This is a genomic window from Cryobacterium sp. PH29-G1 (assembly GCF_030063365.1).
Lineage (GTDB): Bacteria > Actinomycetota > Actinomycetes > Actinomycetales > Microbacteriaceae > Cryobacterium.
The window spans coordinates 62,028-76,767 of sequence record NZ_JASISY010000003.1 but is presented as its reverse complement, the minus strand read 5'-3'; the positions used below and the strand labels follow the sequence as shown (position 1 = coordinate 76,767).

Sequence of the window (14,740 nt, the reverse complement as noted above, 5' to 3'; positions counted from 1 at the left end):
CCGGTTTGCCCAGACTCCGCACAGCTTGCCCCGAAGCGGTCTTGTGAACGGTCTCCCATGTCACGATCGGCTCAGACCAGGAGGTGTCATGGACGATTTCTACGGAATTCTCCCGCCCAGTCAGACCGATCAGCTTCCGGCGCTTCGCGCGCAGCGTCGAGACTTGCTGGGTCTCACGGCGGATATTCGCACGGCGAAAAGTCAATTGAACGCACTTGATCCCAGTCAATTTTGGAGTTCGAGCGCTCAGCGGGCTTACCGCGGACGAGTCGATGAGATTGTGCACGATCTGCAAGGGGTGTTGGACTATCTGAACGACGCTCAGGACCAGATCTGGCGCAGCATCCGCCAACTGCTCGCTGCGGACGAACAGTGAGTGAGCCCCCGCCCGGGGTCGCGGGGGCCGACCTGATTGTTTCCGTCGGCGGAACGACGGTCGTGGCCACCGACGTCGTGCTGGCCCAGGCCCAGGTATTGCGGGGCGCCCAGGCTCAAGCGGCCCACTGGCAGACCCGGGTGAACAGTATTCGGGAGCTGAATCCGGATGGGCCGCACAGGTTGAACCCGAACGATTCCGGGCTGACGCTGCTCTGGGCGTGGGTGGCGCTCGGGCAGCTGGAAGAAAGCAGCGGTGATCTCGCCGCGAGCCTGACCCTCGCGGCGGAACGCTACGGTGCCACGGAACGCGTGGTGCTGCGACTGGCCCTGCTCGGGAGTGCGAAGATCGGGCACGATCTGGGTCGGTTTCCCATTCTGGCGCTTCTGGCCGCGGCCGGTCCCGCGGCCAGGGGGGCGCTGGCCTGGCGGGCCTGGAACAGCCACGCTGACACGCACTCCCAGCTCGACGAACGACTCCTCACCAACCCCGCCGTTGTCAGGCTCGCGCGGCTGCTGGTCTCGTCTCTTGACGACGTCGGTGAGGGCGCACTGGGTGTGCCGTTCTTGGTCGGGTCGTTTTTGGGTGATGGGGGCCTGGGCCTGATCGGGGTCTCGAGCACGGCTCTGGCCGTGCTCGCGGTCGCGCGCAGTCAGGGCCTGTTTCGTGAAGGTCCCGTCTCGGTGATGCCCGTTGGAGCGCCGCATCCGGCGCTGCCGCCAACGGGGGCGGGTGACCTGGCAGCGCGAATTCCAACGGCCGTTGCGGGCCGCCCGCAGGTGAGGATTGAAAGCTATGGCACGGCCGAACATCCGTCGTGGGGCGTGTACGTCGGCGGAACGGTGGACTGGAATGCCGTTGCCGCCAATGAACCCTGGGACCTCACGGCCAACGTCGCGGGGATGGCCGGGCAGAACGCGGGTTCGTTCGAGGCGGTGATGCACAGTATGCGTGCTGCCGGCATAGGAGGCGACGACCCGGTGGTGATCACCGGACATTCCCAGGGCGGGCTCGTGGCCACCCAGGTTGCCGCTTCCGGGGAATTCGCGGTGCGGGCGGTGGCAACGTTCGGGGCACCCGAATCGCAGGTTCCCGTGCCACCCAATATCGCCACACTCACGGTCGAGCACACCGATGACGTGGTGACCGCCCTCGGTGGATCGAGCCTGGTCGACTCGGATGATCGCGTGACCGTACGCCGGGAGGCTTTCGCTTCGGTGCCGGTGCCGGCCGGGGAGCGCGTGCCCGCACACCACCTGGACCGCTATCGCGAGACGGCGCTGCTCATCGACGGATCACCAGAACTGCACCTGCAACACTTTCGAGATACCGTGGTCGGCGTTCTCGGGAGCGCGCCGGGCGAGGCGCGCTTGTGGCGCGGCATCCGCATACCGGAGGGACCGCCACCGCAGTAGTCAGCCGCCCGCTCAGTCGCCGTTCAGTCGCGCGCGGTCACCGGGCGCAGGATCAGACCCAGCAGCCAGGAAATGATGCCGAGAACCAACGCGCCGAGGACGCCCCACCAGAAGCTGTCAACGACGAGGCCAAAACCCAGAAATCCAGAAAGCCAACCGACCAGCAGCAGCAAGAGGCCGTTGACGATCAGCGCGAACAACCCGAGCGTCACGATGTAGAGCGGAAACGCGACGACGCGCAGCACCCCACCCACGACGGTGTTCACAAAGCCGAAGATGAGCGCGATCAGCAGGTACGTGATCACGCTGGCGCCCGAGTCTGGTGCGTAGGGAATGACGTGCACCCCGGTCACGAGCAGAGCGGTGAACCACAGGGCGACCGCGTTGACGATGAGCTTGATCAGGAATCTGGCCATGCCCTACTATCTCAGAGCGTCGCGGCGGGCGAAAGTCGGGCGAAGATTCATTCGTCATTGCGAATATGTCCGGGCGTAGACTCACCGAGTGAGCCTCTCAGACCGTCCCACCGTCCGCCTGCGCCCGGAGATTGTTGCCCTCCCCGCCTATAAGCAGGGCAAACCGGCTGACGCCAGCGCCTTCAAACTCTCCAGCAATGAGAACCCGTTCGATCCACTAGCCGGGGTAATTGCGGCGGTTGCGGCCGAAACCGCCTACAACCGCTACCCGGATGCGTCGGCATTGCTGCTGCGCGAGCGCCTCGCTGCCAAGTACAGCCTCGACGTCGACCAGGTGCACATCGGGTCCGGTTCGGTCGCCCTGCTGGCCCAACTCATTCTGGCCGCAGCCGGGCCGGGCGATGAAGTGCTCTACTCCTGGCGCTCGTTCGAGGCGTACCCCTCACTCGTGACCGTCGCCGGTGCCACCAGCGTATGCGTGCCCAATCGCATCGACCATGGCCATGACCTGCCCGAAATGGCCGCCGCCATCGGCGAAAACACCCGCGTCGTCATTGTCTGCTCGCCCAACAATCCCACGGGTATGATCGTGACAAAAGACGAATTTGAGGCCTTCATGGCCGTCGTCCCCACCGATCTGCTCGTCATTCTCGATGAGGCATATATCGAGTTCGTCACCGAAGCGGATGCCGTGAGCGGCCCGGCCCTGCTGGCCCGCTACCCCAACCTGGTCGTGCTGCGCACGTTCTCGAAGGCCTACGGGCTGGCCGGACTCCGGGTCGGCTACGCGCTCGGCCCGGTGGATATTCTCAACGCCGCCCGATCGACGGCGATCCCACTCTCGGTGACCATCCAGGCCGCAGCGGCCGCGATCGCCTCCCTGGCAGCCGAGAAGGAACTACTGGAACGGGTTCGAATTATTGCCGCACGTCGCGATGCAACCTGGCGGGCGCTGACCGGTCAGGGCTGGAAGATTCCGGCACCTCAGGGCAACTTCATTTGGCTGCCTACCGGAGCGGAAACGACCAGCGTGACCGCGGCGCTGAGCGCTGCCGGCCTGGTCGTGCGGCCCTTCGCCCCCGAAGGCATCCGCGTTTCCGTCGGGGAGGAGGAGGCTATGGCGACACTCCTACTAATGTGCGCGGATCTTGTCGATACCCTTCCCGTCGATCACCCGGCTCGGCAGCTAGGTTAGTACGGTGTCAGCCACCCGTAACGACGCGACTGCACCGGTTTCTGCAGCGCCCACTTCCATCGCCCCCGCTACCGCAGCCCCCGCAGCCTTTGGCCTCGACGGGTCCGCGACCTGTGTGCGTATGATCTCTCCTGCCGGGGTGTTCGAACCCAACGCCGCCGCGGAAGCGTTTGTGCCCTACCTCGACCGGCTCACCGAGGCGGACCACCGACGCTTTTATCGCGACATGGTCGTGGTTCGTAAATTCGACACTGAGGCGGCCAACCTGCAGCGTCAGGGCCAGCTTGCCCTCTGGGTGCCGAGCCATGGGCAGGAAGCAGCCCAGGTCGGTTCGGCGCACGCCAGCCGCCCGCAAGACCACGTTTTTCCGTCCTACCGGGAACACGTCGTCGGCATGATCCGCGGGCTCGATGTTGTCGATATCCTGCGCATGCTGCGCGGGGTGACCCTCGGCGGCTGGGTTCCCGAAGAGCATGGAAACTTTCACCTGTATACCCTCGTTCTCGCCTCGCAGACCCTGCACTCCACCGGCTACGCCATGGGGATGCAGCTCGACGGGTCGACCGCGACCGGCAACCCGGAGACGGATCAAGCCGTGATCGTGTACTACGGCGATGGCGCCTCATCGCAGGGTGACGCCAATGAGGCACTCGTTTTCGCGGCCAGCTACCAAACGCCTCAGGTGTTTTTTCTGCAGAACAACCACTGGGCTATCTCGGTACCGGTGTCGCGGCAGTCCCGCACGCCGCTGTACCTGCGCGCCCAGGGATTTGGTATGCCCGGCACCCAGGTTGACGGTAACGATGTGCTCGCGAGCTTCGCCGTCACGGCGAAATCAATGGATGACGCCCGAGCCGGGCTCGGACCGTCGCTGATCGAGGCGCTCACCTACCGCGTGGGCGCACACACCACGGCCGACGACCCCACCAAGTACCGCGATCCCGCCGAACTCGCCTACTGGGTGGCCCGCGACCCGATTCTGCGTTTTCGCAGCTACCTGCAGGGACGAGGCATCGAGCAGGAATTCCTCGACGCCGTCGACGAAGAAGCCGCGGACTTCGCCGCCGATACCCGCACGCGCGCGCTCGAGATCACCGGCCCGGAACGTTCGGTGATTTTCGACAACGTCTACGCGGAACCGCATCCCTTGGTGGCCGAACAAAAGGCCTGGCTGGAACGCTACGAAGCGTCGTTTGACGAGGACAAGAACCGATGATCGCTGCCACTGACACGAGCGTCGCTTCCGCGTCGCTGCCGATGACGAAGGCCCTGAACGCGGGGCTGCGCCAGGCGCTCCTGGACGACCCCAAGGTGCTGCTGATGGGCGAGGATATCGGACCTCTCGGCGGAGTGTTCCGAGTTACCGAGGGGCTCATCGCCGAGTTTGGCGATAAGCGGGTGCTCGACACGCCGCTCGCTGAGTCGGGCATCATCGGCACGGCCATCGGGCTGGCCCTGCGCGGGTTTCGGCCGGTCTGTGAGATTCAATTCGACGGCTTTGTTTTTCCCGGCTTCGATCAGATCACCAGCCAGCTCTCGCGCATGCGCAACCGCCACGAGGGCGGCGTCATCATGCCCGTGGTCATTCGTATTCCCTACGGCGGACACATCGGTTCGATCGAACACCACCAAGAAAGCCCGGAAGCCTACTTCGCGCACACCCCCGGCCTGCGTGTGGTCAGTCCCTCTAATCCGCACGACGCCTACTGGATGATGCAGGAGGCGATCAAGAGCGACGACCCGGTGATCTTCTTCGAACCGAAAAGTCGCTACTGGCCTAAGGGCGAGGTGCGCTTTGGCGAAAGCGGAACCCCGCTGCACGCCAGCCGCGTGGCGCTGGAGGGCACGGACGTTACCGTCGTCGGCCACGGCGCCATGGTGAGCGTGCTGTTGCAGGCCGCCGAACTTGCCCAGGCCGAGGGAATCAGCCTGGAAGTTATCGACCTGCGTTCGATCTCCCCGATTGACTACGGACCCATCCTGGGCTCGGTACAGAAAACCGGCCGCCTCATTGTGACTCAGGAGGCCCCCGGGTTTGTGAGCGTCGGCAGCGAGATCGCTGCCACGGTCGCCGAGCGGGCCTTCTACACACTCGAAGCACCGGTGCTGCGGGTCTCCGGCTTTGACACGCCGTTTCCCCCGGCCGCGGTCGAGACGCATTTTCTGCCCAGTCCCGACCGGGTGCTTGAAGCCGTCGACCGCGTACTGGCCTATTGATCATTCTCACCTCCACCAGCAGTAAGAAAGGCACAGCATGAGCGTGTCGAAGTTCACTCTCCCCGACGTCGGCGAAGGTCTGACCGAGGCCGAAATCGTCGAGTGGAAGGTCGCCCCCGGCGATGCCGTAACGATCAACCAGGTACTGGTCGAGATCGAAACCGCCAAATCCCTGGTCGAGTTGCCGTCGCCGTTCATCGGCGTCGTCGGGGAAATTCTGGTCTCCGCCGGCACCACCGTCGACGTGGGAACGCTCATCATCACGATCAATTCCGCGGCCACCGGGAATGACGACGAGTCAGGAGCAGCTCCGGCAGCTCCGATTGCCGACACCGCTGACGCCGAGGCTGTTGACACCCTCGCAGCGGATACCAGCAGCAGCATCAGCGACGAGGCTCCCGAGCCCGTGTTGGTCGGCCGTGGTGCAGCCGCAACGATGCCCACCCGTCGGCGTCGGCACGCCGGTACGAGCGTTGCCCACGAGACGATGGCCCCCGAGCCCAAGGCGCGCACGCGCGCCGAGCCGCTGGAGCCAACGCGCCGGGCCGCATCCGCTGGCCCGGTTATGGCCAAGCCGCCCATTCGCAAGCTCGCCAAGGACCTCGGCGTTGACCTCTCCCTGGTGGAGGCAACCGGACCGGTCGGTGACGTCACCCGCGAGGACGTGCTGCGCGGCGCGACCCAGGCCAGCGTCTTCCGCAATATTCAGACCCCGGAATGGCCAATCGATCGCGACGAACACATCCCGGTCAAGGGCGTGCGCAAGGCCATAGCGCAGGCCATGGTCAAGAGTGCCTTCACGGCGCCGCACGTGAGCCTGTTCGTCGACGTCGATGCCACCCGCACCATGGAATTCGTCAAGCGGCTCAAGGCCTCGACCGATTTCGCCGGCATCCGCGTGTCGCCGCTGCTGATCATGGCCAAGGCCATGATCTGGGCGGTGCGGCGCAATCCCACGGTGAACTCGACGTTTACCGACGAGGAAATCATCGTGCGGCACTACGTGAACCTCGGTATCGCCGCGGCGACCCCACGGGGGTTGATCGTGCCCAATATCAAGGAAGCGCAGGACATGAGCCTGCTCGAGCTCGCTGCGGCCCTCGAGAACCTCACCATGACCGCGCGCGACGGCAAGACCAGCCCTGCCGAGATGACCAACGGCACGATCACCATCACCAATATCGGCGTGTTCGGGATGGATACCGGCACCCCCATTCTCAATTCGGGTGAGGCCGGAATCGTCGCTCTCGGCACGATCAAGCAGAAGCCCTGGGTGGTCGATGGGGAGGTGCGCGCGCGGTTCGTCACGACCATCGGCGCCAGTTTCGACCATCGCGTCGTTGATGGTGATGTCGCGAGCCGTTTTCTCGCCGATGTCGCCAGCATCATCGAAGAGCCGGCGCTGCTGCTCGAATAGGGCCGACCGAACGACCGTTGATGGTTTTGACAATCATTATCAACAAGGCTAGTCTCGAGGAATGCACAAGAAATTCGTTGTCGTTCCCGCACTCCTCGCGTCCGTGGCCATCGCACTGTCGGGGTGTTCGGCTGAAACGAGCAGTAACTCCGCCGGCGCGGGCACGGATTTGTCCGTCGTCGCAACGACCACCCAGGTCGCCGACTTCACCCGCAATGTCATCGGAACGGCGACCGGTGTCGAACTCACCCAGCTGATTCAGCCGAACCAGAGTGCGCACAGCTATGACCCGTCTGCGGCCGATCTGACAGCGCTCGGCGCCGCCGACGTGCTCGTGATCAACGGCGTCGGGCTTGAGGAGTGGCTGGACGACGCCATCGGCGCGTCCGGCTTCGACGGCGTCACGATCGACGCCGATACCGGCATCACCATCTCCGATGTCGGAGCCGGCGAAGATGCCACCCAAACGGATGCGCCCGCCGACGAGCACACTCATGACGGCGGCGACCCGCACATCTGGACTGACGTGCACAATGCCGAGACCATCGTGCAGACGATCACGGACGGCCTCGTCACCGCCGACAGCGCCAACGCCGCCTCCTTCGAAGCCAACGCGACCGCCTACACCGCCAAGCTCAGCGCCCTCGATGACTGGATCCGCACCAATGTGGACACCGTCCCCGAGAGCGAGCGTCTGCTCGTGAGTAACCATGATGCTCTCGGCTACTTCACGGCGGCATACAACATCGACTATGTCGGCTCGGTGATTCCGAGCTTCGACGACAACGCCGAGCCGAGCGCCGCCGAGATCGACGCGCTCGTCGCGGCCATCAAAGCCACCGGGGTCACGGCCGTCTTCTCTGAAGCCTCGCTCAGCCCGAAAACCGCGGAGACGATCGCGACCGAAGCCGGCGTCACTGTCTACTCCGGCGACGATGCACTCTACGTGGACTCGCTCGGCCCCGAGGGCAGCGACGGGGATACCTACATCAAGGCGCAGCTGCACAATGCAACGCTTATTCTCAAATCGTGGGGCGTCACACCCTCTGCGCTGCCCGCCGACCTGCAATAGTTGACACGTGATCGAGAACACTTCTCAGGAAACACCGCCAGCGAATGCTGCCGCCGCTCTTCGAGTGACGGCGGCGTCGTTTGCGTATGGTGCCGAGCCTGCGCTTACCGGAATCGACTTCGCGGTACGAGCGGGAGAGGCCGTTGCCCTGATCGGTCCAAACGGGTCCGGTAAATCCACCCTGCTCAAGGGTGTTCTCGGGCTGATCAACCGCACGTCCGGCACGATCGAAGTGCTCGGCGAATGGCCACCGCCGGCCGGATACATCGGCTACGTTCCGCAGACTGACCAGCTCGACCCGCACTTTCCGGTATCGCTCGAGCAGGTCGTGATGATGGGCCGTTACCGCTCGCTGGGCTGGTGGCGTATGCCGGCCAAGGCTGATCGCCGGGCGGTCGCCGACGCTTTGGAGACCGTCGGGCTCGGCGCCCGCGCGAAAACTCGCTTCGGTGAGCTCTCCGGCGGCCAGCAGCAGCGCGGTCTGCTCGCCCGCGCCGTGGCATCCGCCCCGCGTTTGCTTCTGCTCGATGAGCCGTTCAACGGGCTCGATCAGGCCAACCGTGATGCCCTGATCGAGACCGTGAAACGCCTCAAACAGCAGGGAGTTGCCGTGCTCGTGTCGACCCACGACCTCGACCTGGCCCGCGCTGTGTGTGAGAGTGTGTTGCTGCTCAATGGCGCCCAGGTGGCCTTTGGCCCGCGGGATTCGGTGCTGACCCTGGCCAATGTGCAGCAGGCGTTCGGTTCGGTCGGTGTCGAGATGGACGAGCACACCATCGTGGTGCCCGGCCATGGCGGTCACTGAGTGGATATCATCACCCCGCTGATCACCGCTTTCGACCTGCCGTTCATGGCTCGAGCCCTGCTCGTGCTCGTCGTGCTCAGCCTCGTCGCCGGGCTCGTCGGCGTGCTCGTGAACCTGCGCGGACTCGAGTTCATCAGCGATGGGCTCACCCACGCGGTCTTTCCCGGGGTGGCCATCGGGTTCGTCTGGGGCGGTCGTGATGGATTGTTCGTCGGGGCCATGGTGGCGGCCCTTCTCGCGGCGGTCGTACTCACGGTGATCGTGCGGCGTGCGGTCACCTCGGATGCCGCGATCGCCATCGTGTTCACCGCGATGTTCAGCGTGGGAATCATCGTGGTTTCACGGGAAACAAACTACGTCGGCCAGCTCGATGCCCTGCTGTTCGGACGTCTGCTCACCGTGAGCCCGGCCGAGGTCAACCAGACCGTTGTCGTCTGCCTCCTGGCGCTGATCATTGTGGGCTTCACGCTCAAAGAGCAGGTCTTTCGGGCCTTTGACCTTGAGGGCACGGCGGCGGCCGGGTATCGCCCGCTCGTGCTCGATATCCTGCTCAACGTTGCCATCGCCCTCGTGGTGGTGGCCGCGAGCAGTGCGGTCGGAAACCTGCTGCTGCTCGCCGTACTGATCGTGCCGGGGGCTGTTGCCCGCCTCGTGACCAATCGCTTGTGGCTGCTCTTTCCGGTCGCCGCCGGCTTCGCGATCGTGGCCGCCTGGATCGGTCTCACGCTGGGCTACGAGGCATCCGTGAACGGCGGTGTCGATCTGCCAAGCGGTGCCACGGTCGTGCTCGTGCTCGTGGCCGGCTACGTGGTGGCACTGATCGTACGGCTCGCTCTGGATCGGATCGGCGGCCCTCGTCGATCACGACGCCGCACGGATCGCCTGGCCGAACCGGTGGCGCGCTGATGGGCTACTTCGAACAGGCGCTGCTGGCGGCGCTGCTGATCGGAATGCTCAGCGGCCTCGTGGGTACCCTCGTGGTGCTGCGCCAGCGCACCTTCTTTGCCCAGGCCCTCACCCACGCCACCTTTCCCGGTGCGGTCGGCGCAGCGATACTGGGTGTGAGCATTCCCCTCGGGGCGGCCGTAGCGAGCGTGGTCATCGTGGGTATCATGACACTGATCGGGCGGGTCAAACGCCAGGGGAACCAGGTTGCGTCGGGCATTCTGCTCACGGCCGGATTCGCCCTCGGAGTGCTGTTGCAGGGACTCAACCCCTCCCTGCCGGTGAAGGTTGACTCCTACCTCGTCGGGTCCATTCTCACCGTGACCGACCAGGACATCACGCTGGTGGCCGTGGTGCTCGGTCTCGCCGTTCTGGTCATTGCCCTGTTCGGCCGACAGATCATGTTTTCGACCTTCGACGTGAACGGTTTTCGCGCCGCCGGCTATCGCGAATGGCCGATCGAATTGCTGACCCTGGTGCTCATCACTGCCACGGTCGTGACCGCCATGCCCGCCGTGGGAGCCATTCTGGCCATCGCCCTCATCGCGGCCCCGGCCGCGGCGGCCCGATTGGTCTCGCGCACCACCAAACAAATGTTTGTCATCGCCCCCGTGCTCGGCGCGATGTCCGGCGTGGTCGGCGTGCTGCTGTCGCGTTCACTCGACGTTGCGGCCGGCCCGACGATCGCCCTGACGGCGGCTGCCCTGTTTGTGCTGGCACTGGTTCTTCGGCGGCTCACCGAGACCCTGCGGCCACACCGCCAAGCGGATGCACCCGGACCATCGCGAACATCGGTACGGTTGAAGGCATGAAGCGAAACACCTGGCAGCGTGAGGCCGTGCGGGGCGCGCTCGACGCGAACGACGGCTTCGTCAGCGCTCAGGCGTTGCACTCCGCTTTGCACACGAGCGGATCTCCGATTGGGCTGGCCACGGTCTACCGGGCGCTGGCCGATCTGGCGGCGCAGGGCGACGCCGACTCGCTGCAATCGCCCGACGGCGAGAGCCTGTACCGTGCGTGCAGCACCAACGCGCACCACCACCACCTGATCTGCCGAAACTGCGGGCTCACGGTCGAGATCGAAGCGGATGCTGTCGAGCGGTGGGCGAAGGATGTCGCCGCCCAGAATGGGTTCACCGAGGCCGCCCACGTCGTGGACGTTTTCGGGTTGTGCGCCGCGTGCACGGCGCAAGCCGCCGCATCCGCTCTCTAATCGCCGGTCCGCACTCGCAGAGTGTGAAATTTGCAGAGTGTGAAATTTGCAGAGTGTTGGATCGGCAGAGTGTTGGATCGGCAGAGTGTTGGATTTGCGGCAGCGCAGCGCTTCGAGTAGCGTAGGTAGCTGCTACGCCTGTGTGCGTACATTGCGGGCGTTTCTCCCTGCAGCCTTGGGCTGATGTGGAGTTGTGCCCGTCGACAAGGGATCTTGGGAAGGGCATTCGCCCTTCGGTAATGGAGGAAATCATGGCATCTGTATGCCAGGTGACCGGAGCTGTTCCCGGCTTCGGACACAACATTTCGCACTCGCACCGGCGCACCAAGCGTCGTTTCGACCCGAACGTTCAGAAGAAGACGTACTACGTGCCGTCGCTTCGTCGCAAGGTCACACTGACCTTGTCCGCAAAGGGCATCAAGGTAATTGATGCTCGTGGTATCGAGTCCGTCGTCAAGGACGTACTCGCTCGTGGGGTGAAGATCTAATGGCCAAGGCACATGACGTCCGTCCGATCATCAAGCTTCGTTCGACGGCAGGAACCGGTTACACCTACGTAACCAAGAAGAACCGTCGCAACAACCCCGACCGTCTCGTACTCAAGAAGTACGACCCGGTTATCCGCAAGCACGTTGACTTTCGTGAGGAGCGCTAAACATGGCGAAGAAGAGCATGATTGCCAAGAACAACCAGCGCAAGGTCATCGTCGAGCGCTACGCCGTCAAGCGCCTTGAGCTGAAGAAGGCCCTGGTTGACCCGGCCGGCACCGACGAGTCGCGTGAAGCCGCTCGCAAGGGCCTGCAGAAGCTGCCGCGCAACGCGAGCCCGGTGCGCCTGCGCAACCGTGACGCCGTTGACGGTCGTCCCCGTGGCCACCTCTCCAAGTTCGGCATCTCGCGTGTACGGTTTCGCGACATGGCGCACCGCGGCGAGCTGCCCGGCATCACCAAGTCCAGCTGGTAACTCCTTCTGGCAGCCGTTGAAGCGCGAGCTTTGACGGCCTCTGAAACATCCAAACGGGATGTCGGCTTCGGTCGACATCCCGTTTTGTTTCCCCGAGGATTCGCCTGAGAGCGAAAATCGGGTGCTCCAGACGGTGAAACTGCTCCGAACTGGCCCGAAAACGCCGTAAATCCGGGGTTCTTGGCGGATCAATGCTAGATTTCAACTCGGTCGATCCGACCGGCGGGGCTTCTCTTTCGAGAAACATCCGTATAACGAATATCGCTGTTAACACAGACGAAGGTCCGAGGAGGACACTCAATGGCTGACAAGTCGCTGAACAAGACCGAGCTCGTTGCCAAGGTTGCCGCTGACTCCGGACAGAGCCAGGCCGCCGTTGATGGCGTTCTGAACGCTTTCTTCGCAACCCTGGCCGACACCGTTGCCAATGACGGTAAGGTCACCATCCCCGGATGGTTGGGAGTCGAGCGCACCGCTACGGCCGCTCGCACCGGTCGCAACCCGCAGACCGGCGAAGAAATCGCCATCGCTGCCGGCCACCGCGTCAAGCTGACCGCCGGAAGCAAGCTCAAGGCTGCCGCCAAGTAGCTTGAAGTCCTAAAAGGGGTGTCGACCACGGTCGGCGCCCCTTTTTTTTGTGCCCGCGGCGTGCGTTTCTCGGGGCGACGACGCGTTGGGGCGACGGATGTCCCGGGCTGGGCGAATAAGCTGGGCTGGTGCCCCGTCTCGTCCGCGTTCTTGGACCGGCAGCCCTGCTGCTGGTCGCTGTGTTGTCCACCCTTCTCGCTCTGAGCTTTGGCGGTGGCGCCGCGGCCCAGCTGCTCGCTGACCCGGGACCGGTGGTGCGCTGGGGCCTCCCGCTCGCCAAGCTCGTCGTCAACGTTGCGGCCGCCGGGACGATCGGGTCGCTCGTGCTCACACTGTTCGCGCTCAGTCCGAAGGAACGCGAGTTCAATACCGCCCTGGACTTTGCCGCCGCGTCCGCCGCGCTGCTCGCCGTCTCCTCCGGTGTCACCGGATTTCTGACCTTCCTGCAGGTCACCAACGTGCCGCTGAGCATGAGCGATCAATTCAGTGCCACGGTCGGGCAGTTCTTCAGTCAGATCGAACTGGGGCAGGCCTGGCTCGCGACAACCCTGATCGCCGCCGCCGTCACCGTGCTGTGCTTCGCCGTGCGCAACCTGACCGCCCTGGTCTTCGTCGCCGTGCTGGCGCTGTCCTCCCTGCTGCCCATGGCTCAGCAGGGTCACTCCGCGGGAGCCGCTGGACACAACGCCGCGATCACGGCCCTCGGGCTGCACCTCGTCTTCGCCGCGATCTGGCTGGGCGGCCTGCTCACCATCATCGTGCTGCGCACCCAGTTCGATAGCGACCGCATCCGTTCGGTGATCGGGCGTTATTCCTCGCTCGCGTTGATCTCCTTCATCGCCGTGGCCGCCTCCGGCTTTGTCAGCGCTCAACTGCGCATCGGCACCTGGGACAACCTGTTCACCCCCTATGGCGTTCTCGTGTTGGTTAAAATCGCCGCCCTCGGCGCTCTTGGGGTGTTCGGTGTTCTGCAACGACGCTTCTTCATCACGCGCCTGGAGCGCAGCGAGCCGGCACGGGGACGCTGGTTTTGGTGGCTCATCGTCACCGAGCTGGGTTTCATGGGCCTCGCCTCCGGTGTCGCCGCCGCACTCGCTCGCACGGCGACACCCGTGGCGCAGGTCGTCGCGACCGATATTCCGCAGTCCACGCCCGCCCAGGTGCTCACCGGGGAGCTGTTGCCGCCCGAGTTGACCTTCTCGCGCTACTTCACGGAGTGGAACGTCGACCTGGCCTGGCTGCTGTTCTGCGCCTTCGGTATCTTCTTCTACCTGGCCGGCGTCTGGCGGTTGCACCGGCGGGGCGATAAATGGCCGATCTACCGTTCGCTGCTCTGGGTAAGTGGCCTCGTGATCTTGTTCTATCTCACGAGCGGTGGCCTCAACGTCTACGTTGACTACTTGTTCTCGGCACACATGCTCATGCACATGATGCTCACCATGCTGGTTCCGTTGCTGCTCGTGCCCGGCGCTCCGGTGACCCTGGCGGCGCGAGCCATCCACAACCGCAAGGACGGCAGCCGTGGAGCGCGCGAGTGGATTCTGATCGCGGTGCACTCCAAGTTCGCCGGCATTGTCGCCAATCCGCTCGTCGCTGCCGGGCTATTTGCCGGTTCGCTCTGGGTGTTCTACTACACGCCGCTCTTCAGCTGGGCCGCGACCGACCACATCGGGCACGAGTGGATGACGGTGCACTTTCTCATCACCGGCTACCTGTTTGTGCAGTCCATCATCGGGATCGATCCAGTTCCGTTCCGGTTGCCCTACGCGTTCCGATTCCTGCTCCTCATCGGCACCATGGTCTTCCACGCCTTCTTCGGCGTGGCGCTGATGATGGGCACGAGCCTGCTGTTGGCTGACTGGTTCGGTGCCATGGGCCGCACGTGGGGCCTCAGCGCGATTGCTGACCAGCAGATGGGGGGCGGCATCGCCTGGGGCGTGGGTGAGCTGCCCACGATCGCCCTGGCCATTGTGGTGGCCGTGCAGTGGAGCCGGGACGACACCAAGGTAGCGCGACGCTTGGATCGCACGGCTGACCGCACCGACGACGCCGAGTTGGTTGCCTACAACGCCCGGCTGGCCCGCCTCGCCAAACACGATGTCGAGATGCCGAACTAGG

General features: G+C 64.5%; 17 protein-coding genes. 16 read left to right on the top strand and 1 reads right to left on the bottom strand.

Annotated elements, in window-relative coordinates; translation table 11 throughout:
- Positions 1-88 precede the first annotated feature (88 nt).
- Both QMK22_RS05045 and QMK22_RS05040 read left to right on the top strand, forming a co-directional pair.
- On the top strand, positions 89-376 hold the full coding sequence (locus QMK22_RS05045) for a hypothetical protein (protein ID WP_283496539.1): 288 nt from the start codon (positions 89-91) through the stop codon (positions 374-376).
- Positions 373-1,791: a hypothetical protein gene (locus QMK22_RS05040; protein WP_283496538.1), complete on the top strand. Its 1,419-nt coding sequence runs from the start codon at positions 373-375 to the stop codon at positions 1,789-1,791. Before QMK22_RS05045 ends, QMK22_RS05040 begins: the two co-directional genes overlap by 4 nt.
- Before the next feature lie 23 nt (positions 1,792-1,814).
- Here the strand turns inward: QMK22_RS05040 and QMK22_RS05035 are convergent, their stop codons facing one another.
- Positions 1,815-2,207 (bottom strand): phage holin family protein, encoded by a 393-nt coding sequence (locus QMK22_RS05035; protein ID WP_283496537.1) that lies wholly within the window; start codon positions 2,205-2,207, stop codon positions 1,815-1,817.
- A gap of 88 nt (positions 2,208-2,295) precedes the next feature.
- On the opposite strand from QMK22_RS05035, the gene QMK22_RS05030 reads away from it, so the two are divergent.
- The 14 genes from QMK22_RS05030 (at position 2,296) to QMK22_RS04965 (ending at position 14,739) form a co-directional block, all read left to right on the top strand.
- Positions 2,296-3,402 carry a histidinol-phosphate transaminase gene (locus QMK22_RS05030; RefSeq protein ID WP_283496536.1) on the top strand — a complete coding sequence of 369 codons (1,107 nt, stop codon included), beginning with the start codon at positions 2,296-2,298 and terminating at the stop codon, positions 3,400-3,402.
- A 121-nt stretch (positions 3,403-3,523) separates the two neighbouring features.
- Positions 3,524-4,618, top strand: a complete 1,095-nt coding sequence (locus QMK22_RS05025) for a thiamine pyrophosphate-dependent dehydrogenase E1 component subunit alpha (protein WP_283496799.1) — start codon at positions 3,524-3,526, stop codon at positions 4,616-4,618.
- Positions 4,615-5,619 (top strand): alpha-ketoacid dehydrogenase subunit beta, encoded by a 1,005-nt coding sequence (locus tag QMK22_RS05020; protein ID WP_283496535.1) that lies wholly within the window; start codon positions 4,615-4,617, stop codon positions 5,617-5,619. The genes QMK22_RS05025 and QMK22_RS05020 overlap by 4 nt, the downstream gene beginning before the upstream one ends.
- Before the next feature lie 37 nt (positions 5,620-5,656).
- Positions 5,657-7,036, top strand: coding sequence for a dihydrolipoamide acetyltransferase family protein (locus tag QMK22_RS05015; protein ID WP_283496534.1), 1,380 nt, complete (start codon positions 5,657-5,659; stop codon positions 7,034-7,036).
- A gap of 61 nt (positions 7,037-7,097) precedes the next feature.
- Positions 7,098-8,108, top strand: a complete 1,011-nt coding sequence (locus QMK22_RS05010) for a metal ABC transporter substrate-binding protein (protein WP_283496533.1) — start codon at positions 7,098-7,100, stop codon at positions 8,106-8,108.
- Between the two features lie 7 nt (positions 8,109-8,115).
- Positions 8,116-8,913, top strand: a complete 798-nt coding sequence (locus QMK22_RS05005) for a metal ABC transporter ATP-binding protein (protein ID WP_283496532.1) — start codon at positions 8,116-8,118, stop codon at positions 8,911-8,913.
- On the top strand, positions 8,914-9,819 hold the full coding sequence (locus QMK22_RS05000) for a metal ABC transporter permease (protein WP_283496531.1): 906 nt from the start codon (positions 8,914-8,916) through the stop codon (positions 9,817-9,819). It begins immediately after the preceding gene.
- Complete coding sequence (locus tag QMK22_RS04995) at positions 9,819-10,670, top strand: metal ABC transporter permease (RefSeq protein ID WP_283496530.1); 852 nt, start codon at positions 9,819-9,821, stop codon at positions 10,668-10,670. Before QMK22_RS05000 ends, QMK22_RS04995 begins: the two co-directional genes overlap by 1 nt.
- A complete protein-coding gene (locus QMK22_RS04990; protein ID WP_283496529.1) occupies positions 10,667-11,071 on the top strand; it encodes a Fur family transcriptional regulator in 405 nt (134 codons plus the stop codon). Before QMK22_RS04995 ends, QMK22_RS04990 begins: the two co-directional genes overlap by 4 nt.
- Positions 11,072-11,322: 251 nt before the next feature.
- Complete coding sequence (gene rpmB / locus QMK22_RS04985; protein WP_035835252.1) at positions 11,323-11,559, top strand: 50S ribosomal protein L28; 237 nt, start codon at positions 11,323-11,325, stop codon at positions 11,557-11,559.
- On the top strand, positions 11,559-11,726 hold the full coding sequence (gene rpmG / locus QMK22_RS04980; protein ID WP_035835253.1) for a 50S ribosomal protein L33: 168 nt from the start codon (positions 11,559-11,561) through the stop codon (positions 11,724-11,726). Before rpmB ends, rpmG begins: the two co-directional genes overlap by 1 nt.
- Positions 11,727-11,728: 2 nt before the next feature.
- Complete coding sequence (rpsN, locus tag QMK22_RS04975) at positions 11,729-12,034, top strand: 30S ribosomal protein S14 (RefSeq protein ID WP_092110538.1); 306 nt, start codon at positions 11,729-11,731, stop codon at positions 12,032-12,034.
- A 300-nt stretch (positions 12,035-12,334) separates the two neighbouring features.
- Positions 12,335-12,622, top strand: coding sequence for an HU family DNA-binding protein (locus tag QMK22_RS04970; RefSeq protein WP_066598601.1), 288 nt, complete (start codon positions 12,335-12,337; stop codon positions 12,620-12,622).
- 128 nt (positions 12,623-12,750) lie between these two features.
- Positions 12,751-14,739, top strand: coding sequence for a bifunctional copper resistance protein CopD/cytochrome c oxidase assembly protein (locus tag QMK22_RS04965; RefSeq protein WP_283496528.1), 1,989 nt, complete (start codon positions 12,751-12,753; stop codon positions 14,737-14,739).
- Position 14,740: the final 1 nt, after the last annotated feature.

What these genes read in the sequence shown, in the direction of transcription:
- QMK22_RS05045 (WP_283496539.1), top strand. Translation starts at nt 89, where the DNA reads ATGGACGATTTCTACGGAATTCTCCCGCCCAGTCAGACCGATCAGCTT.
- QMK22_RS05035 (WP_283496537.1), bottom strand. Translation starts at nt 2,207, where the DNA reads ATGGCCAGATTCCTGATCAAGCTCATCGTCAACGCGGTCGCCCTGTGG.
- QMK22_RS05025 (WP_283496799.1), top strand. Translation starts at nt 3,524, where the DNA reads ATGATCTCTCCTGCCGGGGTGTTCGAACCCAACGCCGCCGCGGAAGCG.
- QMK22_RS05020 (WP_283496535.1), top strand. Translation starts at nt 4,615, where the DNA reads ATGATCGCTGCCACTGACACGAGCGTCGCTTCCGCGTCGCTGCCGATG.
- QMK22_RS05015 (WP_283496534.1), top strand. Translation starts at nt 5,657, where the DNA reads ATGAGCGTGTCGAAGTTCACTCTCCCCGACGTCGGCGAAGGTCTGACC.
- QMK22_RS05010 (WP_283496533.1), top strand. Translation starts at nt 7,098, where the DNA reads ATGCACAAGAAATTCGTTGTCGTTCCCGCACTCCTCGCGTCCGTGGCC.
- QMK22_RS04995 (WP_283496530.1), top strand. Translation starts at nt 9,819, where the DNA reads ATGGGCTACTTCGAACAGGCGCTGCTGGCGGCGCTGCTGATCGGAATG.
- QMK22_RS04990 (WP_283496529.1), top strand. Translation starts at nt 10,667, where the DNA reads ATGAAGCGAAACACCTGGCAGCGTGAGGCCGTGCGGGGCGCGCTCGAC.
- rpmB (WP_035835252.1), top strand. Translation starts at nt 11,323, where the DNA reads ATGGCATCTGTATGCCAGGTGACCGGAGCTGTTCCCGGCTTCGGACAC.
- rpmG (WP_035835253.1), top strand. Translation starts at nt 11,559, where the DNA reads ATGGCCAAGGCACATGACGTCCGTCCGATCATCAAGCTTCGTTCGACG.
- rpsN (WP_092110538.1), top strand. Translation starts at nt 11,729, where the DNA reads ATGGCGAAGAAGAGCATGATTGCCAAGAACAACCAGCGCAAGGTCATC.
- QMK22_RS04970 (WP_066598601.1), top strand. Translation starts at nt 12,335, where the DNA reads ATGGCTGACAAGTCGCTGAACAAGACCGAGCTCGTTGCCAAGGTTGCC.